This is a genomic window from Asaia lannensis NBRC 102526, from assembly GCF_024054035.1.
Lineage (GTDB): Bacteria > Pseudomonadota > Alphaproteobacteria > Acetobacterales > Acetobacteraceae > Asaia > Asaia lannensis.
The window spans coordinates 45,395-68,890 of record NZ_JAMXQU010000006.1 but is presented as its reverse complement, the minus strand read 5'-3'; the positions used below and the strand labels follow the sequence as shown (position 1 = coordinate 68,890).

Below are 23,496 nucleotides of genomic sequence, written 5' to 3'. Positions count from 1 at the left end.
GGGTTACAGCGCGCGTGGCAGAAGAATGACGAAACGCGCGCCGATGATACGGCCCGCATCGTCATACCGGTTCTCAGCATGCAATGTGCCATGCAGCGCTTCGATAATTTGACGGCTGATCGCCAGACCCAGACCTGAATGCTGTCCGAAATTCTCGGTCTGGGGACGTTCCGAGTAGAAGCGGTCGAAAATATCCTCGAGCTTGAGGGGGGGAATGCCCGGCCCTTCATCGCTGACGGTAATACGTATCTGCCGGTCCTCGGGGCGCATGAAGAGCGTGATATGACCACGCGGCGGAGAGAACGAGATGGCATTACCGATCAGGTTACGCAGCACCTGAACCAGACGATCCTCGACCGCCAGAACCCGCAGCGGATGATTGGCATCGTCATGGGAATCATCCAGAACGATGATCGCATCTTCAGGCTTTCGCGTGGTCTGGTGCATTTCCGTCAGGATCGACAGCAGCATACCCACAGCAACAGGCTCGGATCGTGTACGTGACAGCTCCGCATCGATACGGCTTGCATCGGCAATATCGCTGATCAGACGGTCCAGACGACGCACATCGTTATTGATGATGGCCAGCAGACGGGTCTGTCGTTCACGGTTCTCGATACGCGGCAGGGTTTCGATGGCCGAACGTATGGATGAAAGAGGGTTCTTGATTTCGTGGCTGACATCGGCAGCAAAACGCTCGATGGCGTCCATACGCGCCCACAAAGCCAGCACACTGCCACGCAGGGCGCGTGCCAGAACCCCGATTTCGTCGCGACGCACCAGCAGCGATTCCGGAACGCTGTCGGCACGGCCCGCAACATCGCGCATGTCATGCGAGGCCACGGCAAGACGCAGAAGCGGACGGGCGATGGTGATCGAGAGATACCATGACAGCAGGACCGTCACAGCCATGGCGGCCAGAAACAGCGAGAGAATGGAAGAGCGTACGGCAAAAAGGGAACGATCGACTTCCTGCGCCTGACGGGTAAGCTGGATAATGCCGACGGTCTGCCCGTCATGAATGACCGGCTCAGCCACTGTGATGACAAGCTCGTGCTCTGGCGTGCGCCGGATATAGGGAGCCGCCTCGACCCCGCGATACTCGCCTGCTGCACGAAGGGGCGGCGGACTGTCCTGACTTTCGAGCGTGACAATGCCCTCGCGTGAGGAAAGCGGCAGAAGGGAGAGCAGCCACTCATAGGCGATTTCGATGCCGTTATTGCGCGGCGGCTGCCAGCGGGGCGGCGGGGCGGGCTCACCGGCCCCCGATTGCCCCTTTCGGTCACGGCGCACCAGAGCGGCTTCGTTGAGGCTGTCTGCCACCAGCGTTCCATCCGGCCCGACCAGACGCGCACGCACATTGGGGCTCGGCTCTGTCAGGCGAAGCAGAAGCGGGCGGGCCTCGGCTCCATCCAGCATGAATTCCGCACCGGGAAACGGATGACGCGCCGGATCGCGTACGACGGCAATCTGACCCAGAGCCGCAGCATAGATATGCGCCTGCTCACGCAGGGCATTTACATCGGTTTCAAGAAGGCTGTTCTGGAAGTCGTTCAGAAAAAGCAGCGTGACGGCCAGAATGGCCAGAGGCAGTGTATTGAGCAGAAAGATACGCCGCATGAGCGGAGAGGCGAAACGGGGCAGACTGAAGCGTTTTCTGGCCTTGTGGCCCTCTTCCCGCCCCGCCTCGAGCGCGATCGTGTCACCATAGCGAAAGGAGCGTCTGCGCAGGCGACGAAGCATCTGCGCGACGAAACCCGGAGCCCCGCGCCGGGGGCGTCTGCCGAAGGATTCACGCTGCGGCATGATCGGTTCAGTCTTCCTTGTAACGATAGCCTATGCCGTAAAGCGTCTCGATCTGGTTGAAGTTATCGTCGATCTGCCTGAACTTCTTGCGCACGCGCTTGATATGGCTGTCGATGGTGCGGTCATCCACATAGATATTTTCACCATAGGCCGCATCGATCAGCTGATCGCGCGACTTCACCATGCCGGGACGCAGGGCCAGAGCCTTCACGAGCAGGAATTCGGTCACGGTGAGCATGATATCCTGACCGGCCCACAGACACTGATGGCGTGTCTCGTCCAGCGTAAGACTGCCACGCACGATGGCCGCACCGGCACCGGCCGTGCCACTGCCTTCGGCGCGGCTTGCATCCTGACGGCGCAGCAGGGCGCGGATGCGCTCCAGCAGCAGGCGCTGGGAGAACGGTTTGGTGATGTAGTCGTCAGCCCCCAGGCGCAGCCCCATGAGCTGATCGAGTTCCTCATCCTTGGAAGAGAGGAAAATGACCGGCAGGGCGGAGCGCGCGCGCAGACGCTGCAACAGCTCCATACCATCCATACGCGGCATTTTTATATCCAGCACGGCAAGGCTGACCGGGCGGGCCAGAATCCCCTGAAGGGCGGCTTCGCCATCTGTATAGGCATGCACTACAAACCCTTCGGCTTCCAGCGTCATCTGGACCGAAGTGAGGATGTTACGATCGTCATCCACCAGGGCGATGGTGTGCTTTGTCGTCTCCATACGCGATGCATCCGCCTTCAATTTCTGCCTGTTGCCAATAAAAAGGGGGTTGGCATATGGCTTGATGCAGCCACCTATATCTTACCACGCGGCTGCGCCCAAGACGGGGCAGTCGAAAACGGTCGGGCATCACCCCTTGATGATCGACCGGTGTCTTTCGTGGCTTCTGGCGGTCACGCTCGCCCCGCAACGGGGGAGTACGCTGAAGCCGACCCATAGCTGCCCGGTCTCCGGGCCCGATTTTTCGAGGTTGCGACCACGATGACGACAGATAACGCGCTGCACGACGAACAGAACGAGACCCCGGCCACCGAAACGGCAGAAACCCAGACCGATGCCTCGTCGCAGACGCCAGAAGCACGGATTGCCGAGCTTGAAGCCAAGGTCGAGGAATTTCGTGACAAATGGATGCGCTCCGAAGCCGAGATGCAGAACTACCGCATACGCGCCAAGCGTGAGGTAGAAGACGCACGCCAGTATGCCGTGCAGAAATTCGCCAAGGACGTGGTCGAGGCGGCCGAGAACCTGCAACGTGGTCTGGCCTCCCTACCGGCGAAGACAGACCACGAAGACGGTCTGGTTGCCAAACTGCGCGAGGGCTTCGAGAGCACGGAGCGCTCCTTCCTCGGCATTCTCGAGCGCAACGGCATTACCTGCGAACACCCGGTGGGCGAGACCTTCGATGCGAACAAGCATCAGGCCATGGCAGAACAGCCCAGCGACGAACATGCTGACGGCACTGTGATGCAGGCATGGACACCCACATGGACGCTTCATGGCCGTCTGCTCAAGCCCTCCATGGTCGTTGTGGCAAAGGGTGGCAACAAAGCCGCACAATGAGGCTTGAAACCCTCGTCACGCGCTCCTAGATTTTATCTGTAACCCGCCCCTGCCGAGGCAGGGAGACGAAAACAAGGGCGTTGCCCGGTGCCTTTATGGGCCGGACAGCGCCGCTGAAAGGACTGAAACATGAGTAAAGTCATCGGTATTGACCTTGGCACAACAAACTCTTGCGTCGCGGTTCGCGAAGGCGATGAGACCAAGGTCATCGAGAACAGCGAAGGCGCACGCACCACGCCGTCCATGGTCGCTTTCACCGCAAACGGTGAGCGTCTCGTCGGGCAGGCAGCAAAGCGTCAGGCCGTCACAAACCCGACCGACACATTCTATGCCGTGAAGCGCCTGATCGGCCGTCGCTATGACGATCCGACCGTCGCCAAGGACAAGGAAATGGTCCCGTACGAGATCGTACGTGGCGATAACGGCGACGCCTGGGTCCGCGCACGCGGCAAGGACTACTCTCCTGCCCAGATCTCCGCTTTCATTCTGGGCAAGATGAAGGAAACCGCCGAAGCCTATCTCGGTGAGACCGTTTCCGAAGCCGTCATTACGGTTCCTGCCTACTTCAACGATGCCCAGCGTCAGGCAACGCGCGATGCCGGTCGTATCGCCGGTCTCGAAGTGCTGCGTATCATCAACGAGCCGACAGCTGCTGCTCTGGCCTATGGCCTTGGCAAGCGCGATTCCGGCACGGTCGCTGTTTATGACCTTGGTGGCGGCACGTTCGACGTGTCGATCCTCGAGATCTCCGATGGCGTGATCGAAGTGAAGTCCACCAATGGTGACACTTTCCTCGGCGGTGAAGATTTCGATAACCGCATCATCGGTTACCTCGCAGACGAGTTCAAGCGCGAGCAGGGTATCGACCTGCGCAGCGACAAGCTGGCTCTGCAGCGCCTGAAGGAAGCCGCTGAAAAGGCCAAGATCGAGCTTTCCTCCTCCAAGGAAACAGAGATCAACCTGCCCTTCATCACGGCCGACGCTTCGGGTCCGAAGCATCTCGTGATCAAGCTGACCCGCGCCAAGCTGGAAAGCCTGGTTGAAGACCTGATCCAGCGTACGCTCGGTCCGTGTCGTTCGGCTCTCAAGGACGCTTCGGTCACACCGGCAGAAATCGACGAAGTCATTCTCGTCGGTGGCATGACGCGTATGCCCAAGGTCATCGAGACCGTTAAGCAGTTCTTCGGCAAGGAACCTGCCCGCAACGTCAACCCTGACGAAGTGGTGGCCATCGGTGCAGCCATTCAGGGTGCCGTGCTCAAGGGTGATGTGAAGGATGTCCTGCTGCTCGACGTCACCCCGCTTTCGCTGGGTATCGAAACGCTGGGCGGTGTCTTCACCCGTCTGATCGACCGTAACACGACGATCCCGACCAAGAAGAGCCAGACCTTCTCGACTGCCGATGACAACCAGAGCGCCGTGACCATCAAGGTCTATCAGGGCGAGCGCGAAATGGCCGCAGACAACAAGCTGCTTGGCAATTTCGACCTCACGGGCATCGCTCCGGCTCCCCGCGGCGTACCGCAGATCGAAGTCACCTTCGACATCGATGCCAACGGTATCGTCAACGTGTCGGCCAAGGACAAGGCGACCGGCAAGGAACAGCAGATCAAGATCCAGGCATCTGGCGGTCTGACCGAAGCCGATATCGACCGCATGGTGAAGGAAGCCGAGGCCAATGCCACGGCAGACAAGGCCAAGCGTGAAATGGTCGATCAGCGCAACAACGCTGAAGCCCTGATCCATCAGACCGAGAAGTCGCTGACGGAAGCCGGTGACAAGGTTCCTGCCGCTGACAAGTCGGAAGCGGAAGCCGCTGTAGCCGCCGTGCGTGAAGCCATGAACGGCAGCGACATCGAAGCACTGAAGTCTGCAACCGAGCGTCTGACGCAGTCGGCCATGAAGATCGGTCAGGCAGCCTATGCCTCCGGTCAGGCAGAAGAAGGCGCCGCCGGTGGCGAGGCTCATGCTGCCAAGGACGAAAACGTCGTCGATGCCGATTTCGAGGATGTGGACGACAACAAGAAGCACTGATCTCCCGAAGGAGGGGTTCGCCCCTCCTGAGGCCTGATGCTTTCGACGCCCGTCCTTCCTCAGGGAAGGACGGGCGTTTCGACGTTCTGCTTCGGGGCTGCACCACCATGGATGATATCGCCAGGATGAGTCTGGCAGAGATCGTCCTGATCTAGATGGTTCCGCCCCGTGATGCTCTCATTGCCCCCGCTGGTCATTACAGGCCGCTTTTCTGATCCCTGGATCTCCTGACGAGGACTCCCATGGCCACCAAGATCGATTTCTACGCTGTTCTTGAAGTCTCCCGTACCGCCTCTGCGGATGAGCTCAAAAAGGCCTATCGCAAACAGGCCATGCGCTATCACCCCGACCGCAACCCGGGGGATGAAACAGCCGAACACAGGTTCAAGGAAATCAACGAAGCGTACGATGTTCTGAAAGACGAGCAAAAGCGCGCTGCCTATGACCGCTTCGGCCACGCCGCCTTTGAAAATGGCGGTATGGGCGGTGGGTTCGGCGGCGGTTTCGGAGGTGGATTCGGGGGCGGTGGCCTCGATGACATTTTCGAGATGTTCGGTGACATGATGGGCGGCCGCCGTGGTGGCGGGCGTCGCCGCACCGGCAGCGATATTCAGGTTCAGGTCGAGATCACGCTTTCGGAAGCCTTTACGGGTGTGAAGAAGCCGGTCGAGATCCGTACGCGCGTGGCCTGCGAGAGCTGCCACGGAACAGGCTCGGCTGACAGCAATCCCGGCGATGCGACCTGCCCCACCTGTCATGGCGCAGGAGCCGTTCGTGCGCAGCAGGGTTTCTTTCTGGTCGAGCGTCCCTGCCCGACCTGCAAGGGCTCGGGCAAGGTTGTGCGCAACCCCTGCAAGAGCTGCAAGGGCAGCGGCACAACAGAAGAAACGCGCACGCTTGAAATCGCCATTCCCGCAGGTGTCGAAGACGGAACGCGCATCCGCCTGACAGGCGAGGGTGAAGCCGGTGGCAGCGGTGTGCAGCCGGGCGATCTCTATGTGCATGTGTCTGTCGGCGTCAGCGACATTTTCCAGCGTGACGGGGCCAATATCTATTGCCGCGTTCCACTGCGCATGACGCAGGCTGCCCTTGGCACTGAAATCGAGGTGCCGGTTATCGATGGAAGTCGCGCCAAGGTGAAAATCCCCGCCGGCACGCAATCGGGCGAGAATTTCCGTCTGCGTGGCAAGGGGTTCTCCGTTCTGCGCTCAAGCGCACGGGGCGACATGTATATCCAGGTCGCCGTAGAAACGCCGCATCATCTCAGTGCGCGTCAGAGGGAACTGCTCGAAGCTTTCGAGGCCGAAGCCGGTGAGGCTCAGGACCAGGAAAAGGCCAATCCCGAGCACACGGGGTTCTTCGCCAAGGTCAAGGACTTCTTCGAAGGAAAGTAAGCGTCATGCGTATCGGCATTGCAGGGATTACAGGTCGCCTCGGCACGCTTTGTGCCGAGGAGGTCAGGTCCGCGGGTCTCGATCTTGCAGGGGGGCTCGCACGCCAGTCCGACCCGCAGCATCACATCGTGACCGATCCGTCCGAACTGGCCGCATGCTGCGATGTCGTGATCGATGTCAGCAGCCCTGCCGCTACGGTCGCCAATGCCAGGGCCTTTGCCCAGGCTGGCTGTGGCTGGGTTATCGGCACGACAGGCTTCGACGAGGCGGCGGAACAGGCCATTCTCGAAGCCGCGACGCAGATCCCCGTACTCAGGGCGGCCAATTTCGCACCCGGACTGACGATGCTGCTCGATCTGGCCCGTCAGCTGGGTGCAAAACTCCCATCCGACGAATACGATGCCGAGATCCTTGAAACCCATCACCGGCAAAAACGCGATGCTCCATCGGGCACGGCCCTGGCCATTGGCGCCTGTCTTGCAGAAGGTCGGGGCGTTGCACTCAAGGACGTGGCGGAAACGGATCGTTCGGGGCTGCGCGGCGAAGGTGCAATCGGTTTCGCTTCACTCCGTGCCGGTCAGATCGTGGGTGAGCACAGCCTGATCCTGACCTCGGGCACCGAGCAGATCACGCTGTCTCATCGGGCCTTCGATCGGCGCGTGTTCGCACAGGGTGCCGTAAAAGCCGCAAGATGGCTCGCTGGTAAACCTGCGGGATGTTATGACATGACCGAAATATTCGGTGCCTGATCGCGTGTCACGGCCCGACTGAAACATAACAAACGCTTGACCCCCGCAGCTTTATGCCTCTAAGGACAGCCCTCTCTTGCGGGTCGGGCGCAGGCTGTCGTGCGTCCGCTCTCCTTTCTTTCACTCATTCCCTGCGAGGTCCCTGAGTGCGTAACTACGGCGAATTTCTCTTCACATCGGAATCCGTTTCTGAAGGTCATCCGGACAAGGTCTCTGACCGTATCAGCGATACCGTTCTGGACGCTTATCTCGAAGCGGACCCGGAAGCCCGCGTTGCGTGCGAAACCCTCTGCACGACCAACCGCGTCGTTCTGGCCGGTGAAGTCCGCGGCCCGTCCTCGATCACCAGCGATCTGCTGATCGAGCGCGCACGTGCCGCCATCAAGGACATCGGCTACGATCAGGAAGGGTTCTCCTGGAAGAACGCCGAAATCACCTCGCTGCTCCATGCGCAGTCCGCTGACATTGCTGTCGGCGTCGATAGCGCCGGCGAGAAGGATGAAGGCGCAGGCGATCAGGGTATCATGTTCGGCTTCGCCACGCGCGAGACCGAGCACCTCATGCCGGCCCCGCTCTTCTATGCACAGTCGATCCTTGAAAAGGTGCGTGACTATCGCAAGAGCAATCATGCACTGGGCGTCGGCCTGCTGCCGGATGCCAAGAGCCAGGTCACGCTGCGCTATGTCGATGGCAAGCCCGTTGGCGCGACTTCAGTCGTGATCTCGACGCAGCATATCGAAGGCATGCGCCAGAACACCATTCGCGAAATGCTGCGCGAAGTGGTCCGTGAAGTCCTGCCCGAAGGCTGGATGTGCCCGGAAGAAGAATTCTACGTCAATCCGACGGGTAACTTCGTGATCGGTGGACCCGATGGCGATGCAGGCCTGACGGGTCGCAAGATCATCGTCGACACTTACGGCGGTGCAGCCCCTCATGGCGGCGGCGCCTTCTCGGGCAAGGACCCCACCAAGGTCGATCGTTCGGCTGCCTATGCCGCGCGCTATCTGGCCAAGAACGTGGTCGCTGCCGGTCTGTCCGATCGCTGCACCATCCAGCTCAGCTACGCCATTGGCGTGTCCAAGCCGCTCTCGGTCTATGTCGATCTCGACGGCACGGGCAAGGATATCGACGAAGCGCGCCTCGGCAAGCTGCTGAACGAACTGGTCGATCTGTCGCCGCGCGGTATCCGCAAGCATCTGCGCCTGAACCGTCCGATCTATGTGCCGACCTCGGCCTATGGTCATTTCGGTCGCGTGCCCGATCCGGTGCTGGACAACTTCACGTGGGAGCAGACCGATCTGGTCAGCTCGCTGCGCGGTGCCCTCAACCGCTGAGGTCCCAAGCTGTCTGACACGTCTCTCAAGTCCCAGCCTGAGCGGCTTTACGGCCGCCAGCGCGGGCATCCACTACGCGCCCGCCAGCAGCGTCTTCTCGATGAGGCGCTGCCAAGGCTACGCCTGAACCCCGAGCAGGCTGCCGATCCGAAAGCCGCCTTTACCGGCGCTCCGGTCGATCAGCTCTGGCTCGAAATCGGGTTCGGCGGGGGTGAGCATGCGCTCGATCAGGCGCAGCGCAATCCCGATGTCGGCTATATTGCCTCTGAAGTTTTCGAGAACGGTCTGTGCTCCCTCATGTCCCGCATCGTGCCGGAAGGGGAAGAAGACACCATCACACCGCCGGATCATTTCCGTATCTGGCCGGATGACGCACGGCTTTTACTGAAATCCCTGCCCGATGGCTGTCTCGACCGCGCTTATCTGATGTTCCCCGATCCGTGGCCCAAGGCACGCCATGCCAAGCGTCGCTTCATCCACCCGGAGAATATCCGTGAACTCGCCCGTCTGCTGAAGCCGGGCGCAGTCTGGCGCGTTGCGAGCGATCACCCCGTTTATCAGGACTGGGTGTTCGAGATCATGGGGGCACAGGACCTGTTCGACGCCCCGCCGCCAGCCAAGGGCGAACGCCCTGAAAGCTGGTCGCCCACACGCTATGAAGCCAAGGCCTACCGCGAAGGCCGCGTGCCGTTCTACTGGACGTTCACGCGACGCGGGGCCTGATACCGGAACGGATCGGAACCGCGCATGAGCACGCAAATCGAACGCGAAGAAATGGAATTCGACGTGGTCATCGTCGGTGGCGGCCCTGCCGGGCTCTCCGCCGCGATACGCCTGCGTCAGCTCATGCCGGATGCCACGATCTGTCTGGTTGAAAAAGGCAGTGAGATCGGGGCGCATATCGTCTCGGGTGCCGTGATCGAACCGCGTGCACTCGCCGAACTCTTCCCCGACTGGCAGGAACGCGGCGCACCGCTGAAAACCCCGGTGACGGAAGAAAAAGTGCTCTTCCTCACTGAAAAGCGCGGTTTTGCCATTCCCTTCATCGACAGGCTCATGCCCGCCATGGCCAATCACGGCAATTATGTCGTGTCTCTGGGCGAAGTCTGTCGCTGGCTTGGCGCCCAGGCCGAGGAAATAGGCGTCGAGATCTATCCCGGCTTTGCCGCTGCCGAACCCTATATCGAAGACGGCCGTCTGTGCGGTGTGATCACCGGCGATATGGGCGTAACGCGCGAAGGCGAGCAGGGGCCGAACTTCGCACCGGGCATGATCCTGCGTGCAAAACAGACCATCCTGACAGAAGGGGTGCGCGGCTCGATCAGCCAGCGCGTCATGAAGCAGTTCAATCTGCGTCAGGGTGTAGACCCGCAAACCTACGGGCTGGGCATCAAGGAAGTCTGGGAAATTCCCGCCGAGAAGCACAAGCCCGGCTTCGTGCAGCACAGCTTCGGCTGGCCGATGGATGACGGCACCTATGGCGGGGCCTGGCTCTATCATTTTGGCGAAAACCTCGTTTCCTACGGTTTCGTCACCGGGCTGGACTACAGCAATACCTGGCTCTCTCCCTTTCAGGAGATGCAGCGCGTCAAGAAGCACCCCGAATTCGCGAAGCATCTCGAAGGGGGCCGTCGCCTGATCTATGGCGCGCGCGCACTGTCTGAAGGTGGCTTCCAGTCTCTGCCGCGCCTGTCTTTTCCGGGCGGTGTGCTGGCGGGCGATTCTGCGGGTTTTCTGAATATGCCCAAGATCAAGGGCACGCACACAGCCATGAAATCGGGCATGCTGGCCGCCGAAGCCGTGGCCGAGGCGCTGGGGGGCGAAGGCCCCTGCGAGGCGACAAGCTATACGCGGCGCTTCAAGAGTTCATGGCTGTTCAAGGAACTGTTCGAGGCCCGCAATGTGCGCCCCGCTTTTGCCCGCTGGGGCAATCGCCTCGGCGCGCTTTATGCCGGAATCGACAGTCTGATTTTCCGCGGTCGCGCACCATGGACGCTGCATTTCCGTCATACGGATCACGAGGCGCTCAAGCCTGCCGATCAGTGCAAGCCCATCGCCTATCCCAAGCCCGATGGGGCACTTACGTTCGACCTGACCTCATCGGTGTTCCTGTCGGGCACCAATCATGAGGAGGATCAGCCAGTCCATCTGAAACTGCGCGATCCGTCGAAATGGCTGCCGGTCAACTGGGGCATTTTCCGTTCGCCCGAAAGCCGCTACTGCCCGGCTGGCGTTTATGAGGCGCTGGAAGAAAACAGCACCATGCGCCTGCAGATCAACGCGCAGAACTGCGTGCACTGCAAGACCTGCGACATCAAGGATCCGACACAGAATATCGACTGGTGCGTGCCCGAAGGGGCAGGTGGCCCGAATTATCCTGTCGGTATGTGATTTTGAGTCGCAATACGGTATGAACCCTGACGACAAATTCCAGGATCGGCGAGAAACAGATGAAGATAGTGGTCCCGGTCAAGCGGGTGGTGGATTACAACATCAAGCCCCGCGTCAAGGCCGATAACAGCGGCGTCGACACGCAAGGCGTGAAGATGTCGATGAATCCCTTCGATGAAATTGCTGTCGAGGAAGCCGTCAGGCTCCGCGAAAAAGGCGCTGCTTCAGAAATCGTGGTAGTGACCATCGGCGTGGCCGAGGCCCAGCCCGTTCTGCGCACGGCCATGGCCATGGGCGCCGATCGCGCCATTCTGGTTCAGACCGATGCCGAGCTTGAGCCGCTGGCCGTTGCCAAGCTGCTCAAGACCATCGTGGATCGCGAAAACCCCGGTCTGGTCATCATGGGCAAGCAGGCCATCGATGACGACATGAATGCAACCGGCCAGATCCTGGCGGCACGCCTCAACTGGCCGCAGGGCACATTCGCCAGTTCGGTGAGCGTGGAAGACGGACGCGTTACCGTGGTGCGCGAAGCCGATGGCGGGCTCGAAACCGTGCGTCTGGCGCTGCCGGCCGTGGTGACCACCGACCTGCGTCTCAACGAGCCGCGCTACGCCACCATGCCCAACATCATGAAGGCCAAGAAAAAGCCGCTCGAAACTATCGCTGCCGATACGCTGGGTGTGGATATAGCCCCGCGGCTGGAAACAGTGAAAGTGGTCGAGCCGCCCGTGCGTCAGGCCGGTATCAAGGTGTCGAGCGTTGCCGAGCTGGTCGGCAAGCTGCGTGACGAAGCGAAGGTGATCTGATCATGACAACTCTGGTTCTGATCGAAGCCGAAGGCGCCTCCATCAAGAAGGCAAGTCTTTCCGCTGTGGCCGCCGCACGGACTTTCGGTGATGTGGATGTGCTGCTGGTCGGCGCAGAAGGCGCACAGGAAGCCGCGAAGATCGAGGGGATCATCCGCGTTCTTCATGCCGAATCCACGCCCCAGCTGGCCGAATGCATCGCCGCCCTGATTGCCGATCGCGCCAAGGATTACGATCATATCGTTTCCGCCGCGACGGCCTATGGCAAGAACACCCTGCCGCGCGTAGCAGGGCTGCTGGACGTGCAGCCGATTACCGAAGTGATCGAGATCATCGATGCCGATACGTTCGTGCGTCCGATCTATGCAGGCAGCGCGCTATCCACCGTGCGCTCGCGCGATGCGATCAAGGTTCTGACTGTGCGTAACGCCAGTTTCGAAGCGGCAAAGCTGGGCGAAACCGCTGCCCCGATCGAGGCCGTCTCGGCTGCTGTCGAAGTGCCGGATGCCGAGTATGTCGGCATCGAGCTGACCCATTCGGATCGCCCCGAGCTGGAATCGGCACGCGTGGTGATTTCCGGCGGCCGCGGTCTGAAAGACGCTGCCAATTTCAAGCTGCTCGAACCTGTGGCCGACAAGCTGGGTGCCGCCATCGGCGCCTCGCGTGCGGCAGTGGATGCCGGGTTTGCCCCCAACGAGATGCAGGTCGGACAGACCGGCAAGATCGTCGCCCCCGATCTCTATATCGCGGTGGGTCTATCCGGCGCGATCCAGCATCTGGCAGGCATGAAGGACAGCCGCGTGATTGTGGCCATCAACATGGACCCCGAAGCCCCGATCTTCAACGTGGCCGATTATGGCCTCGTGGGCGATTTGTTCGAGGTTCTGCCTCAGCTCAAGGCTGAACTGGGCGCCTGATCGCCTTCGAGCCTGCCCGCCCCACCGGGACGGGCAGGCTCATGTTATCGCGCCTGTCCTGAAGCCTCTGCTGGCGATTTTCAGCGCGAGATGGTCTTCCTGTCCGGCCAGGATGCGGCAAGAATATCCGGCAACGCCGTCTCCATGAAGGTGCGCACCGGATCCTCGGTTTCGAACACGAGGGCTGGCCGTCCTTCAAGCACCATATGCGCCAGTCCATGCACGGTCGCCATGGCACTGACATGATTAGGCCGCAGCAACGGCCCGTTCTCGCTTTGACCGTTTCTGTCAGAACGCTCAGGCACCTCGTGACCGTAATAGACGGCGATGGCACGGGTGAGGGGCGACAGGGCCGTATAAGACGCTTCCAGAAAAACAGGATCTCGGCAGTCGATCAGATCCACACGACAGATAAGCCTGAAAAAACCAGGGTGCTCAGCCGCAAAGCGGACATATCCCTTTGCAAGACATCTCAGGTCGGATGCTGGATGATTTGTCTGCGGCAGAATATCGAGAGCCTCCCCCAGACGATCGAATACGCGAATAGCCACCGCCGTCAGCAGGCCCTTCATGTCACCGAAATGATGAGATGGCGCTCCGGGAGAAACCCCAGCCCGACCGGCCGCCTTGCGTAGAGTAAACCCCTCCACCCCTGTTTCGCAGATGATTTCCTCTGCCGCCTCGATGAGGGCGGTACGCAGATCGCCATGATGATAACGCGCACGAGACAACGCCAGCTTCCTTTCTATTGAACGACGTTCAGATTGATGCGATGCTTTATCTATTCAATGTTCAGATAAGAGATAACCCGATTGGAACAGGCTGTCATGACAAAACGCGCGCTTATCGTAGGGCTGGGTATTACAGGCATGTCTGCGGCCATAGCGCTGATGAGGCAAGGCTGGGTTCCGGTTATTGCCGAACGCGCCCCCGAGAGGCGCAAGGGCGGATATTTCATTGGTCTGCGTGACGAAGGTCGGGAAGCTGCACGACAACTCGGTGTTCTGGACAGGATGGAAAAACGTACCCCGGCGCGCTTGCGCTTCTGGGATATCCGCAAGGATGGCAGCCGGAGGGCTGTTGCCGACCTGACAGGTGAAACAGAAACGCCGATTGCCGTGATGCGTGGCGATATCGAAGAGGCGCTCTGGCAGTCCATCGAAGGGCGTGTCGAGATCCGCTTCGAGAGCTACCCGACCCTGATCGAGGCAACTCCGAACGGTGTGGTTGTCAGGTTGAACATGTGTGGCACCGACAGGGATGAAGAGACATACGATCTCGTTATCGGTGCAGATGGTGTCCACTCACAGGTCCGCCGCATGATTTTCGGACCGGATGGCAGATTCATCTACCCTTTGAAAACAAGCCTCTGTGCTTTCCCGCTCTTGCGTCCTGTCCCCGGCCTGGAGCCCGGCGACGGACTCATGATTGCCGATACGCGTCGCACACTCACCATTTTTCCTCTTGAGGGAAAACCAAGCACAGCCCTGTTTTCCTATCGTCGGAAAAAAAATGATCCTCTCGTACGCAAGGCACCGGCATCTGCCCTGCGCAGGATCTTCAGCAATCTCGATGTCGGTGGTGTCGTTTCCGCAGCACTCGAGGATCTCGAGAAAAGCGATGATTACCTCTCCGATGACGTACAGATGGTCAGAATGCGTCATTGGTCGAAAGGTCGCATTATACTCCTGGGAGATGCCGCCTGGTGTCTGACGCTTTACTCCGGAATGGGCGCTTCTGCCGGAATGATGGGCGGTGTCGCATTAGGCGCAGCACTCGCCGCGTATCCAGACGATACTGAAGCCGCCCTGAGGTTTTTCGAAGCCGGAATGCGCCCTTTCATCCGCAGGCATCAGCGCTTCGTGCGTATCAGATCCGAGCTTTTCGTCCCTTCGACAATCCTGTCACTTTGGGCACGCAGGATACTCTGGCAGGTCATGCGTCGGTTCAGGAACAAAGCGGGCAGAGTTGACCGGAAACAGGCTCGCTAAAACTCCTGCTTTTCAGCGATATCTCTTCCCTTGCATTCGCATTCATGACCCGGATGCATCTTGATTGACCGAATTTCTCCCTGAAGACAGCTTTCGATTGTGTTTCCCACCGCCATGAGACATGCTTGTATACATGACTCAAATGACCGAAATTCCTGCTGGTGGATTCCGGGCGCGCGCCCGCTGCGATGAACTCGGTATCGCGCCTTACAGCGATCAGACAGATGGGCTGTTTCGCCCCTATCTGGGTCCTGCACACAGGGCCACGATCGGCAGGCTGGCCCAGTGGATGGACCAGGCTGGCATGAGCGTCGAAACCGACGCCACAGGCAATATTATCGGTCATTACGATGCCGCAACACCCGACGCACCTGTGCTGCTGATTGGCTCGCACGTCGATAGCGTGCGCGATGGCGGGCGTTATGATGGCATGCTGGGCGTGACACTCGGTATCGAGACGGTCGCCTATTTTCACGAGCGCGGTCTTCGACTGCCTTTTGCCATAGAGGTCATCGGCTTTGGCGATGAGGAAGGATCGCGTTTTCCTACCTATATGATGGGGTCGCGTTCTGCTGCCGGGCTATCCCAGCAGATCGATGATACTGTGACGGATCGCGACGGCATTTCGCTTCGTCAGGCTCTCGATGACTGGGGTCTGGATGTTTCGCGTTTCGCCACAGCCAGACGCGACAATGTTCTGGCCTATGTCGAGGCCCATATCGAACAGGCTCCCCATCTGGAACGTGCCGATCTGCCGCTCGGCCTCGTGCGTGGCATTGCCTCGCAATACCGCTTTCGTGTCACCTTGACGGGCGAAGCCGATCATGCCGGGACGGCCATGCACGAAAGACGCGATGCCCTGGCCGCTGCCGCCGAGGCCATTTCGGCCATAGAACGTATCGGCGCACAGGATCCGATCGATCTGGTCACGACGGTAGGCTGGCTCGAAGTTGAAAACGGAGCCCCAAATATCGTGCCGGGAAAGGTCATTCTGACCGTCGATATCCGCGCCGTGACACCGGGTGTGCGCGAGGATGCCGCCCAGCAGGTCAGCGATGCCCTGCAGGCGATCTGCACACGCAGGCGCGTCCGTCTCGATATAGAGCGCATTCAGGATCTGGCCGGCGCGCTTTGCGATGAACGTCTGACCGGGCTGCTCGGGCGCGCCGTGGAAGAGCGTCAGGGCAGCATGCCCCCCATGCTGCTCAGCCAGGCCGGACACGATGCCATGATCATGGCGCATCTGGCCCCGATGACCATGCTGTTTATCCGCTGCAAGGGCGGGATCAGCCATAATCCAGCAGAATCTGTCGATGACGCCGATGTCGAGGCGGCGCATCAGGCCATGGTGACTTTCGTCACGCGACTTGGAGAAACGATGTGAGCAGTTTTTTCGGTGAGATCGACCCGCCGCAACGCCTTCTGATGGGACCGGGGCCCATCAATGTGCATCCGCGTGTGCTGCGTGCCATGGGGGCGGACATGCTCGGCCAGTTCGATCCCGAGATGACCGACTACATGAACCAGACGATGGCGCTTTATCGTCAGGTGTTCATGACCGAAAATCGCTGGACGTTCCTGATCGACGGCTCGGCCCGCGCCGGCATCGAGGCCGCCCTGACCTCTCTGATCGAGCCAGGTGCCAAGGTTCTGCTCATCCGCTCCGGGCGTTTTGGCATGTTGCTGGGCGAGATTGCCGAACGTCTGGGTGCCGAAATCGCGACCATCGATCTGGAATGGGGTCAGGTGGCCACGCTCGAGCAGATCGAGGCTGCACTCGCCGAACATCGTCCCGCCGTGTTTGCCGCCATTCATGGCGACACTTCCACCACCACGGCACAGCCACTGGAAGGCGTGGGGGCTTTGTGCCGCCGCTATGGCGCGCTTTCCTATATCGATGCCACAGCAACCCTTGGCGGCATGCCGGTCCGCACCGATGAATGGCAAATCGACGTGGTCTCGGCCGGATTGCAGAAATGCATGGGCGGTCCGCCGGGCAGCGCGCCCATCACGATCTCCGACCGCGCTGCCGAATTCATTTTCTCACGACGCAAGGTCGAGAGCGGTATTCGTCGTGAAGACATCAGCGATGGCACGCGCCCGTTCATCCGCTCGAACTATTTCGACCTCGCCATGGTCATGGATTACTGGTCCGAAAAGCGGCTGAACCACCATACCGAAGCCACGTCGATGCTCTACGCCGCGCGCGAATGTGCCCGTCTGGTGCTGGAAGAGGGACTGGAAAACCGTTTTGCCCGCCATGTGGCCGCGGGCAAGGCCATGTCGGAGGGGCTGCGCGGTCTCGGTCTGACGCTCTACGGGCAGGATGCCTATCGCATGAGCAATGTCACGGGGGTCTATATTCCCGAAGGCATCAATGGCGAGCGTGTGCGGGCCCGTATGCGCGACGAATACCAGATCGAGATCGGCACCGCATTTGGTCCGCTGGTGGGCAAGATCTGGCGTCTGGGCGCGATGGGTTACAACGCCGAGTTGCACAAGGTGCGCCTGACCCTTGCTGCGCTGAAAGCCGTTCTGGAAAGCGAGAAGTAAACGGGCTCCGCCTGAACAGGTAAGCGCCGTTAACGGTTGCGGGTATTTATCGTAACGGCCCTGCCTGATCGTGGCAGGATCGTTTCAGGCGATCGTCTCGTGTTTCCTCGAATGCTCGCTCGCCATCGCCCGGTTTTCCTCATCCGGCAGGGTCGGTGCGTTCAATCGGACGAGAATTTGCCCCAGAACACGCCGCGTTGCTGCAAGATCAGCTTCGTCGATCCCGTCTGTCGCATGCTGCTCGATCTGGCGCGACAGGCGTAGCACCTCATTCAGACGCAGAGCGCCATCCTCGGTCAGTTTCACATAGAACGCCCGTTTGTCTTCCTCATCGGGTTCTCTGGTGACGAAGCCCTTGTCTTCCAGCGTGCGCAGAATGCGCACCATGGAGGATTTGTCGAGCAGGAGCGCTTCGGCAATTTCCTTGGGATGCATGGGGCGCCCATGGCGCTGTAACTCAAGCAGGGGCTGCCATGTGGCATCTGTCAGGTCATGAGGGCGCAATCGCGTATCGAGGATCTGACGCCAGCGACGCGCAATCAGCGCCATCATGCGCCCCATGGTCATGGTTTCGCTCATTTCACTCATCAGGGCACAGAATCAGACAAGGTATCGGGCACGTTGTTCACAAGGTCGAGCTGACCGGTCGCATGCGCCAGAGCGGCCGCCTTGGTGAAAGCCTGGGCCGTGCTGACCGCGAGGGCTGCCTGGGCTTCGAACAGGGCGGCCGCTGCGGTCGAGGCATCTGTCATGGTGCCGACACCATGGGCATAAGCCTGCGTTGCGCCATCATTGGCTGTCTGGGCAGCCCGGTTCAGAACCTCGGCCGATTTCACCTGTGCAAGCGCCGTTTCGAGCGCGTCCTGACTATCGGCCACCTGTCGCTCTATGCTCAGTCGGTCCTTGAGCAGGGTGGCCTCTGCTTCATCGCGACGCGATTCAGCCATGTGAATGGCATTGGCGCGTAATCCACCCTGATAGATCGGCCAGCTGACCTGCAAAAAGGCGCCGGCTTCAGGCTGGGCAATCGTCGAAGCTGGCGCATTTCTTCCTGTTCCGTAGGTTTTCAGCCCACCCAGATAACCCGATGCTGTCCCGGCAAAGGCCACACGGGGCCTGAGGGCAGCTTTCGACGCCAGAACGGCTTCATCGGAGGCGCGCAGCTTGGCAATGTCGGCCATCAGGTCGGGGCGTGAGGCAAGCGCCTGATCGACCAGCTGTCTGATCTGTCCGGGCGTGCTTCTGGGCAGGGCACGGGCGGGCATCGCATCGATGGCGAGCGGCAAGGTTGCAGGCAGGCCGGTCACCTCGAGCAGGGCATGACGTGCCCCGTGCTCGGCATCGTTCGCCTTGTCCAGATCGAAACGCGCCTGCGCCAGATTGCGCTGTGCCGTCGCGACATCGATAATCGTCGCTTCGCCATGATCGTGACGCGACTGGGCCGATTGCAGCAGGATCGCCATGTTCTCGACGGCATGATGCGACGCTGCGACGATGGCCTGTGCGGCCTGCTGCGCGTGATAAGCGCTGATGACGTCGAGAATCAGCTGCTGATGAACGGCCGAGAAACCGAAATTGGCAGCCAGTGTCTGGTATTTCGCTTCATTGATCTGCGCGCGGGTTCTGCCGAAATCGAGCAGCAGATAATCCAGCTCGAGTTTCGGAAAGGCCGCCGCGCCATTGGATGTCAGATAGCCACGGCTCGACAGATAGTTCGGCAGAGGCAAGGCCATGCGCTGAAACCCGCCCATGGCGGAAAACGTGAGCTGGGGCAGCATTGCTGCGCGCGACATGCCAACACCGATCGCGGCCTGGCGTGCGGCCTCCCAGGCCACGCGTGTTCTTGGATTGTTGCGCTCGGCAAGATCGATCAGCTGCGGCAGGGACAGGGCGCGATCCTGATTCTCCGGTAAAACCATGCCGGGATGATCGGGACGCGTCATCAGGGCGGACGTATTCCCACCCGCATTTACCCCGTCAGATCCGGCAGTAAAGGAAGGGGAACGTATGCTGGCAGGCAGGCTCAACCCGGTGGATTTATGCGGATGCCATGCCCGGTCCGCGCGTTCCGGCGCAAGGTCGCGTGTATCGTTGCATCCTGACAGAATGAGGCCTGCAGCGATCAGGGGAAGAGACAGTCTCGTCATCGGGGAAATCCGGCTTTTCTTGAAATACATCAGGCTGCTTCTGCCTCGTCCTGCGCCTCGGGGTCGTAGCGCTGTATGATCTGTCGCAGGCGCGTATCGAGAATGGCGAACCAGGCCGCGCGTTGCGGGTCGTGTTTCAGCTCAGGGGGCGGTGGCAGCATGGCCTGAAGTTCCTCTCCCCGTCGCCCATCATCGAGCCATGAGGCAAAATCGCCCAGCCAGGTCCTGAGGGACTGGACATGATCGAGCGCCGCCGGATCGGGCGGATGCCTCACATCGGAAATCACGGCAACAGGGATGGAGAGCATCTGGATATCGGTCACAAGCTTGCCTGTGATATCCGGAATGAAACGCGACGCTTTCAGACGTTCTTCCTCGAAAGGTGCGTTCATCAGCGAGGTGCGTGTCGCCGCTATGGCGCGACCGAATTTCTCGCGCTCGACTTCCTGCCCGACATCGACTGCGGCCTCCGGATGGGCGCGCCTGATCACCACCAGTTCACCGAGCTGGCGCACGGCACCTGTCAGGAAGCGCCGGGCCACATTGGTCGTGCTGACGGGCCAGAGCAGAGCGGCCATCAGATAGACAATCACATTACCGATCAGAATGCCCACAACGCGATTACGCGCCGTCTCCATATCCAGCGTCGGCCCGTATCCCTGCAGAATGGTCATGAAATAGGCCATGGCGATCTGCACGCCGGCATAGGAAATGCGTTCGCTGCCACTCTTGATCCAGCCGGCAAAAAGCGCAACCGGTATCACGACGAGAATGAGATCGAAGCAATCGGTCAGGGCAGGCATGAGCGTGAGAATGGTGCCAATGCCGAAGAATGCGCCGATCATGGCCCCGATCACACGCAGCAGCATTTTATGGACACTGTCTCCCACCGTGCCCAGAGACACGAGAAAACAGGTCACGACACAGGTCTGGATTCCAGGCCAGGACGTAAAGCGTGTGATCGCGTAGCAAATGACAACCGACAGGGCGATGCGTATCGCAGCCTGCGGATAGGCCGGATTGGTAAAGGCATCCGGCTTGAAGAAATTCTGTGCTGCCGCCTTGATTTCCGGTGCGAAAGAGGCCGCCGTGGTTTCAGGCCGGATCAGCAGACCATGAATGATGGTCAGGCTGCGTATCAGTTCCAGAGCGATCGGATAGAGCTTCGGATCGTCACGAAAGGACTCTGCCTCCCGCTCGAGCACCGATGGATCGTAATCGAGCACGAGGGATCGATCGCCAGTATGGCTGAAAGCCGCAAAGAAACTTCTGAGGCTCGCCCCCGCCCTGTGCAGGAACACCTCGCCCGCCGGCTGGTAAAGCCGTGTCCAGGCGACCATGATCATGACCAGACGCGCCGTCGTGCGGATCATGGCCAGACCGACATGATGCTGCGACAGTTCAGGATGCAGCTTGATGCTCAGATCGTGGAACCGGCGCAGCAGGGCCACACCCTGTTCTGCAAGGCGCAGCACGGCGCCGGCCTCTTTCGTGTCGGGCCGACCTCCTGTCTCGCAAACCTGTGTCACGGCTTCGAACCGTGCCGCCAGACCGCCACGAAGCTGCATCAGCGGATCATGACCGGCAAGACGATTGGCAATCACCATGATGACCAGCGAGATCACGAACACGGCGCCGACCCAGAGCAGGACGTGCAGCATGGCCTCTTCAGGCGGCATGAACAGCGCATCGGGCATGGCGCTGTCGGTCGTATTGCCAATGAACCCGTCAAGCGAATAGCCGACCGTCTCCAGCATATCCGCGCTCATGGTCATATAGACGATCCAGAACAGCAGGATATTGGCCAGAGCCCCCATGGTCATGGCCTGCGAGAGAAAACCGGCGCCCAACGTCAGAAGCAGCATGAGCGGCAGTCTGAGCCCCGGCTCGGACAGGCTGGCCATCAGCAGAATAATGGTAAAGGCCGTTCCTGCCACGATCACCGCGCCGCCCATGACGGCGGTGCTGGTGTTGGAGGCGGCATCGTTGCCCGACAGGAAGAAACAGATAAAGACCAGCACGGGCAGATCGGGAATACGAAACGTCTCGCCAATCAGAATGGTCACGATCACCTGTGCGACGAGCAGCAGGGTATTGCGCATTCTGCCCGGTGCAGGGGCCATTTCCTTGCGCAGAAACGCAAAGGTGGAAGGCGGTTCGGGGCGCGTCAGACGCAGCGCCGTGCCGAGCGCCCGCTGCGCACCGCTCATCGCATCACAACCACAACGACTGTGGCACCGATACGCATCAGATCGGTCGGCGGATTGTCGAGCCTGATACGAACGGGAAAGCGCTGGGCAATACGCACCCAGTTCAGCGTGCGCGGGACTTTGGGCAGACCATTGGCGCTCATGCCTTCATCGGGAACGACACCGGCATTGAGGCTTTCGAGCGTGCCCGTGATGGGGGTGCCGGGCTGGGCCATGGCATAGACCTTGACCTTCTGTCCGGGCACGAGCCCTGTCAGCTGCGTCTCGCGGAAATTGGCGATGGCCCACCATGTCTCGTCATTGACGAGCGTGAAGACAGGCTTGCCTGTCGTGGCGTATTCGCCCGCCGAAATGGTCAGATCTGTCACGATACCATCGCAGGGCGCCCTGACCGTCGTCAGGCGAAGATCGCGCTCGGCTTCACGCAGGACTGCCTGCGCTGCGGCAAGATCGGCGCGCAGGGGGGCAACGCTGCGCACGGCCTGACGGGCTGCAACCGCAGATTGCAGAGCGGACTGCAGACCGGCCTCCGCACTTCTCGTCTCGGCGCGTGCCTGGTCCAGGGCTTCTCTGGTCACGAATCCCTGTTTTTCGAGCGGCGTCAGGCGCGCCTGTGTCGCCTGAGCCAGCGTCAGACGGGCGCGAGCACTCGTTACGGAGCTTGCTTCAGCCCCTGCATGCGAGACCTGAGAACTGACCTGATTGGTCTGCACGTCGATCTGGGCCTGGAGCCCCTCGACCTGCGCCCGCGCCTGCTGCACCCGGTAGGTGTAAGGCTCGGGATCGATCACATAGAGGATCTGCCCGCGCTTGACCTGCTGGTTGTCACGAACGGGCAGGGAAACGATCCTGCCGCTGACCTCAGGAGCCAGATGCACGATATTGGCTGCAATATAGGCATCTTCCGTCCTCGGTCGGCTATGGAGCCGGTCCAGAACGAAAACGCCGAAAATCGCGCAGGCCGCGAGAGAAAGAACCAGAAGCGAAATGCCGCCGATGCGGGAGGGAAGAGAGCGCATGGACATCGCCTAGTGACCGAAGAACACGAGCCAGACCAGAAAGGTCACGGCAACCAGAAACGCAAGATAGGTCAGTATCGGCGCTGGCACGGATTGCTGCATGCCGAGCATCCCGACCACGGCGCGAAGCGAGGAGGCCGCGACAGCACCTATGGCGGCACACAGCATCCATGACGGGAAAAACGAGCCCAGCACGTCCTGCAAAGGAGCACGCGTACAGCCACCCAGCGCCAGAGCAGCCAGAAAGGGAGAAAATCGCAGTAAACCGTTATGCCACCGGGGCAGACTGGAGATAACACGCATGAAAGGCTCGTCAGGATCGCGGAGAAGGCGCGCAGAGTGCAGATTTATAGTTTACATATCAACTAAAATCTTGAGGTTATGTAATGTTTGTGAGCCGACTGTAGAAATATCCCATCAGCAAGACAGGAGAAACTACGCAATTACTGCTATCAGCAATCGTTGAAACCGGATTTTCTGAGGGAAGATGGTGGAGCCAATCGGAATCGAACCGACGACCTCCTGAATGCCATTCAGGCGCTCTCCCAACTGAGCTATGGCCCCGCCGTATCTAGACCGGC

The 23,496-nt window shown here is 60.3% G+C and carries 20 protein-coding genes and 1 tRNA gene; 12 read left to right on the top strand and 9 right to left on the bottom strand.

The features are described from left to right. Positions 1-3: 3 nt before the first annotated feature. Together NF685_RS09500 and NF685_RS09495 are read right to left on the bottom strand one after the other, a co-directional pair. On the bottom strand, positions 4-1,743 hold the full coding sequence (locus NF685_RS09500; protein WP_373317785.1) for an ATP-binding protein: 1,740 nt from the start codon (positions 1,741-1,743) through the stop codon (positions 4-6). Between the two features lie 70 nt (positions 1,744-1,813). Further along, on the bottom strand, positions 1,814-2,527 hold the full coding sequence (locus tag NF685_RS09495) for a response regulator transcription factor (protein ID WP_222546279.1): 714 nt from the start codon (positions 2,525-2,527) through the stop codon (positions 1,814-1,816). 261 nt (positions 2,528-2,788) lie between these two features. Here NF685_RS09495 and NF685_RS09490 point away from each other — a divergent pair, with 261 nt between their 5' ends. The 9 genes from NF685_RS09490 (at position 2,789) to NF685_RS09450 (ending at position 12,995) form a co-directional block, all read left to right on the top strand. Beyond that, a complete protein-coding gene (locus NF685_RS09490) occupies positions 2,789-3,367 on the top strand; it encodes a nucleotide exchange factor GrpE (RefSeq protein WP_252849458.1) in 579 nt (192 codons plus the stop codon). Between the two features lie 129 nt (positions 3,368-3,496). Further along, positions 3,497-5,401 (top strand): molecular chaperone DnaK, encoded by a 1,905-nt coding sequence (dnaK, locus tag NF685_RS09485; protein WP_222546281.1) that lies wholly within the window; start codon positions 3,497-3,499, stop codon positions 5,399-5,401. A 242-nt stretch (positions 5,402-5,643) separates the two neighbouring features. Further along, the gene (gene dnaJ, locus NF685_RS09480; RefSeq protein WP_252849457.1) at positions 5,644-6,795 is read left to right on the top strand and encodes a molecular chaperone DnaJ; all 1,152 of its coding nucleotides are present in this window, start codon (positions 5,644-5,646) and stop codon (positions 6,793-6,795) included. A 5-nt stretch (positions 6,796-6,800) separates the two neighbouring features. Next, positions 6,801-7,544, top strand: a complete 744-nt coding sequence (gene dapB, locus NF685_RS09475; protein WP_252849456.1) for a 4-hydroxy-tetrahydrodipicolinate reductase — start codon at positions 6,801-6,803, stop codon at positions 7,542-7,544. 146 nt (positions 7,545-7,690) lie between these two features. Then, positions 7,691-8,878 (top strand): methionine adenosyltransferase, encoded by a 1,188-nt coding sequence (gene metK, locus NF685_RS09470; protein ID WP_222546284.1) that lies wholly within the window; start codon positions 7,691-7,693, stop codon positions 8,876-8,878. A gap of 9 nt (positions 8,879-8,887) precedes the next feature. Continuing rightward, positions 8,888-9,601: a tRNA (guanine(46)-N(7))-methyltransferase TrmB gene (trmB, locus tag NF685_RS09465; protein ID WP_252849517.1), complete on the top strand. Its 714-nt coding sequence runs from the start codon at positions 8,888-8,890 to the stop codon at positions 9,599-9,601. A gap of 24 nt (positions 9,602-9,625) precedes the next feature. Continuing rightward, positions 9,626-11,269 carry an electron transfer flavoprotein-ubiquinone oxidoreductase gene (locus NF685_RS09460; RefSeq protein WP_252849455.1) on the top strand — a complete coding sequence of 548 codons (1,644 nt, stop codon included), beginning with the start codon at positions 9,626-9,628 and terminating at the stop codon, positions 11,267-11,269. A 59-nt stretch (positions 11,270-11,328) separates the two neighbouring features. Then, complete coding sequence (locus NF685_RS09455; protein WP_222546286.1) at positions 11,329-12,078, top strand: electron transfer flavoprotein subunit beta/FixA family protein; 750 nt, start codon at positions 11,329-11,331, stop codon at positions 12,076-12,078. Positions 12,079-12,080: 2 nt separating this feature from the next. Beyond that, positions 12,081-12,995, top strand: coding sequence for an FAD-binding protein (locus NF685_RS09450; protein ID WP_222546287.1), 915 nt, complete (start codon positions 12,081-12,083; stop codon positions 12,993-12,995). 80 nt (positions 12,996-13,075) lie between these two features. Here the strand turns inward: NF685_RS09450 and NF685_RS09445 are convergent, their stop codons facing one another. Then, entirely contained in the window at positions 13,076-13,726 is a 651-nt protein-coding gene (locus tag NF685_RS09445; protein ID WP_252849454.1) for a TetR/AcrR family transcriptional regulator, read from the bottom strand. Positions 13,727-13,822: 96 nt separating this feature from the next. On the opposite strand from NF685_RS09445, the gene NF685_RS09440 reads away from it, so the two are divergent. The 3 genes from NF685_RS09440 to NF685_RS09430 all read left to right on the top strand — a co-directional run bounded on the left by NF685_RS09440 (position 13,823) and on the right by NF685_RS09430 (position 17,539). Continuing rightward, on the top strand, positions 13,823-14,986 hold the full coding sequence (locus NF685_RS09440) for an FAD-dependent monooxygenase (protein WP_252849453.1): 1,164 nt from the start codon (positions 13,823-13,825) through the stop codon (positions 14,984-14,986). A 142-nt stretch (positions 14,987-15,128) separates the two neighbouring features. Beyond that, the gene (locus NF685_RS09435; protein ID WP_252849452.1) at positions 15,129-16,370 is read left to right on the top strand and encodes an allantoate amidohydrolase; all 1,242 of its coding nucleotides are present in this window, start codon (positions 15,129-15,131) and stop codon (positions 16,368-16,370) included. 41 nt (positions 16,371-16,411) lie between these two features. Further along, the gene (locus NF685_RS09430) at positions 16,412-17,539 is read left to right on the top strand and encodes a pyridoxal-phosphate-dependent aminotransferase family protein (protein WP_252849516.1); all 1,128 of its coding nucleotides are present in this window, start codon (positions 16,412-16,414) and stop codon (positions 17,537-17,539) included. Positions 17,540-17,623: 84 nt separating this feature from the next. On the opposite strand, the gene NF685_RS09425 is transcribed toward NF685_RS09430, so the two are convergent. The 6 genes from NF685_RS09425 to NF685_RS09400 form a co-directional block, all read right to left on the bottom strand. Next, positions 17,624-18,118 (bottom strand): MarR family winged helix-turn-helix transcriptional regulator, encoded by a 495-nt coding sequence (locus NF685_RS09425; protein ID WP_252849451.1) that lies wholly within the window; start codon positions 18,116-18,118, stop codon positions 17,624-17,626. A gap of 8 nt (positions 18,119-18,126) precedes the next feature. Further along, positions 18,127-19,686: a TolC family protein gene (locus NF685_RS09420; protein WP_252849450.1), complete on the bottom strand. Its 1,560-nt coding sequence runs from the start codon at positions 19,684-19,686 to the stop codon at positions 18,127-18,129. 29 nt (positions 19,687-19,715) lie between these two features. Continuing rightward, a complete protein-coding gene (locus NF685_RS09415) occupies positions 19,716-21,896 on the bottom strand; it encodes an FUSC family protein (RefSeq protein WP_252849449.1) in 2,181 nt (726 codons plus the stop codon). Next, positions 21,893-22,915 carry an HlyD family efflux transporter periplasmic adaptor subunit gene (locus tag NF685_RS09410; RefSeq protein WP_252849448.1) on the bottom strand — a complete coding sequence of 341 codons (1,023 nt, stop codon included), beginning with the start codon at positions 22,913-22,915 and terminating at the stop codon, positions 21,893-21,895. Before NF685_RS09410 ends, NF685_RS09415 begins: the two co-directional genes overlap by 4 nt. Positions 22,916-22,924: 9 nt before the next feature. Beyond that, positions 22,925-23,218: a YtcA family lipoprotein gene (locus NF685_RS09405; RefSeq protein WP_252849447.1), complete on the bottom strand. Its 294-nt coding sequence runs from the start codon at positions 23,216-23,218 to the stop codon at positions 22,925-22,927. 185 nt (positions 23,219-23,403) lie between these two features. Beyond that, a tRNA-Ala gene (locus NF685_RS09400) sits at positions 23,404-23,479 on the bottom strand. Positions 23,480-23,496: the final 17 nt, after the last annotated feature.

Bases quoted from the DNA above. Each gene is read 5' to 3' on its own strand.
- NF685_RS09425 (WP_252849451.1), bottom strand. From the start codon at position 18,118: ATGAGCGAAACCATGACCATGGGGCGCATGATGGCGCTGATTGCGCGT.
- dnaK (WP_222546281.1), top strand. From the start codon at position 3,497: ATGAGTAAAGTCATCGGTATTGACCTTGGCACAACAAACTCTTGCGTC.
- NF685_RS09440 (WP_252849453.1), top strand. From the start codon at position 13,823: ATGACAAAACGCGCGCTTATCGTAGGGCTGGGTATTACAGGCATGTCT.
- NF685_RS09450 (WP_222546287.1), top strand. From the start codon at position 12,081: ATGACAACTCTGGTTCTGATCGAAGCCGAAGGCGCCTCCATCAAGAAG.
- dnaJ (WP_252849457.1), top strand. From the start codon at position 5,644: ATGGCCACCAAGATCGATTTCTACGCTGTTCTTGAAGTCTCCCGTACC.
- dapB (WP_252849456.1), top strand. From the start codon at position 6,801: ATGCGTATCGGCATTGCAGGGATTACAGGTCGCCTCGGCACGCTTTGT.
- NF685_RS09460 (WP_252849455.1), top strand. From the start codon at position 9,626: ATGAGCACGCAAATCGAACGCGAAGAAATGGAATTCGACGTGGTCATC.
- NF685_RS09435 (WP_252849452.1), top strand. From the start codon at position 15,129: ATGACCGAAATTCCTGCTGGTGGATTCCGGGCGCGCGCCCGCTGCGAT.
- NF685_RS09410 (WP_252849448.1), bottom strand. From the start codon at position 22,915: ATGCGCTCTCTTCCCTCCCGCATCGGCGGCATTTCGCTTCTGGTTCTT.
- NF685_RS09405 (WP_252849447.1), bottom strand. From the start codon at position 23,218: ATGCGTGTTATCTCCAGTCTGCCCCGGTGGCATAACGGTTTACTGCGA.
- NF685_RS09430 (WP_252849516.1), top strand. From the start codon at position 16,412: ATGGGACCGGGGCCCATCAATGTGCATCCGCGTGTGCTGCGTGCCATG.
- NF685_RS09490 (WP_252849458.1), top strand. From the start codon at position 2,789: ATGACGACAGATAACGCGCTGCACGACGAACAGAACGAGACCCCGGCC.
- NF685_RS09495 (WP_222546279.1), bottom strand. From the start codon at position 2,527: ATGGAGACGACAAAGCACACCATCGCCCTGGTGGATGACGATCGTAAC.
- NF685_RS09420 (WP_252849450.1), bottom strand. From the start codon at position 19,686: ATGACGAGACTGTCTCTTCCCCTGATCGCTGCAGGCCTCATTCTGTCA.
- NF685_RS09500 (WP_373317785.1), bottom strand. From the start codon at position 1,743: ATGCTTCGTCGCCTGCGCAGACGCTCCTTTCGCTATGGTGACACGATC.
- NF685_RS09415 (WP_252849449.1), bottom strand. From the start codon at position 21,896: ATGAGCGGTGCGCAGCGGGCGCTCGGCACGGCGCTGCGTCTGACGCGC.
- NF685_RS09455 (WP_222546286.1), top strand. From the start codon at position 11,329: ATGAAGATAGTGGTCCCGGTCAAGCGGGTGGTGGATTACAACATCAAG.